2 protein-coding genes and 1 tRNA gene are annotated in these 2329 nt (G+C 57.8%); all 3 read right to left on the bottom strand.

Annotated features, from left to right (window positions below; translation table 11 throughout):
- Window positions 1–266 precede the first annotated feature (266 nt).
- Window positions 267–815, bottom strand: a complete 549-nt coding sequence (locus tag GQB03_RS22550) for a hypothetical protein (RefSeq protein ID WP_200832412.1) — start codon at window positions 813–815, stop codon at window positions 267–269.
- Between the two features lie 195 nt (window positions 816–1010).
- On the bottom strand, window positions 1011–1784 hold the full coding sequence (locus GQB03_RS22555) for an FRG domain-containing protein (protein WP_159694045.1): 774 nt from the start codon (window positions 1782–1784) through the stop codon (window positions 1011–1013).
- Window positions 1785–1798: 14 nt separating this feature from the next.
- A tRNA-His gene (locus GQB03_RS22560) sits at window positions 1799–1871 on the bottom strand.
- Window positions 1872–2329 lie beyond the last annotated feature (458 nt).

Genomic DNA, 2329 nt, shown 5'->3' on the forward strand with positions numbered 1-2329 from the left:
CCCTACGTTCGGGCCTTCGGCCCTCTCTCCAGGGCGAGCAAAGCGCATGACTATGACTTGGGGGTGTATCAGTTTTAAATCGGCAATATGGGCAAAAGCGTGTCAGTTTTAGATCGGCATTGACAACCGGTCGTGTTGCCTCACGAAGTGATGTTACCCGCCGTTTGGTTGTCGTTGAGTCGTCTATTTCAGCTTCTTCGAGGCCGACGGGGACCGGAAGCGTAGCGCCCGGTCCCCGTCGGCCTCGAAGCCGTGCTGATGCTGCGTCACACTTCGGCCGGTGTGATGGCCAGCTTGCGAACGGCGCCCAGGACCATCCCCTTTGCGCGCGCTGCACGCCAAGCCTTGACCCGGCGCTGCAACGTTCGCAGCTTCGCCTTGGTCGCGTAGGCGTCTGGAATCATCGTCGCCAATCGATTCATCAGTACATTAGCCGTCACAGAGGGCTCAGCAATCAGCCAGCCTTCGATCACCGGCCACGCGTCGGCAAATGGATCCACCCGCGTTCGCCACCATCGCTTGGCAGTGGGCCGCTTGCGGTGCGTCGGTCGCGCTTCGCCGTCCTTCCATGCTGTGGCCAGGCTCGAAACGAAGTCTGAAAGCTCTGAAGGGCGCGCAGTCATTACGTCGGCACCAACGTCAAGGGCCGCGATGTCACTCAACACCTGCTGAGCATGCCGGATCTCTTGCAGCAGTTGCACGGGATCGAGGCCTTCAAACTGCGCCTTCAGCTGCTCTTTGATCACCGGTTCGACACTGCTGTGTACCAGAAGCCGATCGCACGGTGTCGCCGGCGTGAAGTAGACCTTGTGCACCCGCGCACCGTCTCGCGTTTTGGACTTCAATTTGAACGACGGCTGTGACGAACGGACCGCGGTAGGCCTAATTGAGACTTCCATCCGTTCGGAGCTCGGTACCGGCTGCGTCGGACGGCTCTTGGCCGAGGCGGAATTCGCGGTAGCGGGATCGGCATGTTCGGTGTCGGCACGGTTCGCTGGTGCCATTCCCAATTACACCTTCATCTCGTGATTCAGTGAGCGCACATAGCCTTCAATGTCAGGATAAATACGTAGGTGAGCTGCTGGCCGACGTACCGAGTTGCTCTTGAGCTCACCCCAGTCATTCGGATCGATAACGACCTTTTCAAGGCCCCAGAAGTCACCGGTCGGATTGATGCCGCGCTCGAACGGGGAAATGTTGTTGCCATGAACCGTAAATCTGCCATGTTGCGCTTCCACTCGACGATTGGAGAAGCCAGGGTTGACTGCTATCGGACTGTCGTGCGGCCATGGCTTGTCCTCCTTGATACACGCAACCGTGGCCGCGTAGAAGTCAAATGGAATCGGATCCGCGCGATCGAATATCACATCGTCCTTGGCATAGAGGTAGTTCAGGCGGTAGGGATTAAGCACCCAGATACAGGGCCATGCCTCGGGCTTGCTGATTTCTAGGCCCCGGATACTCGCTATCGCGAAGTACAGCGCAATCTCGAACTCAGTTGTCCAGTCTAGGAGCCTTGTTGCAACCCCAAAGTGCTGCATAGCGGAGAGGTAGTCCCAGGAGTCGCGCATGCCTCCCATATCCAGAAAGCGGTGTGCGCTACTGCGGAAGTCTGCGAACGCTGCGTTCTCGGCGCGACACAAGTAGTCTTTCCGATGACCTGCTCGAAAGAGCCTTGGCGCGAGAGACCATGAGTTGCAAGACTGCCCCCGGTACCACGCGGCCTTGCTCTTCGACGCCCCTACATTGACCTCAGCGGTACGTAGCTTCCGGAGGAGGCTCATCTTTGGTCCTTTTGGGGTGACTCCTAGACTCGAACTAGGCCCTGCGGAATCACAATCCGTTGTGCTATCCAGCTACACCAAGTCACCGTGTGCGGAAGTTTAGCAGTTGGCGCTGTGGTCCAGTGATTCTGGTGTCAGTAGAAATTCAATAATCCCCACTCGTGCGAAGCCGGCGTTCAATTGATCAGAATGTCCTTCAGAAAGGGACATGTGCTTCCGAATCTGGCCCGTCAGGTTCTCGAGTGGAGCGGTCGGTGAGCCCACAGGCTCAGCCGCTGATCCTCGGCCAATGCGGACGATCAGCATGCGCGGCACGACTGGCTGGTGCGCGATCCCCGAGCCGAGCAAGCCGTCACCGGTCAGAGAGCTCAAAGACTAGCGCGCAGCATCGATTCCTCATTGTGGATTGACACAACCTTTAGCAGGTTGATGCAAAACCCAGTGAACGAACGGCCCTGGCAAATGTCATAGCCTGGTCTTCCGAACCCTTGTCCTGACAGCGATGCGTGGCCAACTTGATCCCCTGTCCTCGATGTTCCATTACT

Source organism: Cognatazoarcus halotolerans (assembly GCF_009800965.1).
Taxonomy (GTDB): Bacteria; Pseudomonadota; Gammaproteobacteria; order Burkholderiales; family Rhodocyclaceae; genus Cognatazoarcus; species Cognatazoarcus halotolerans.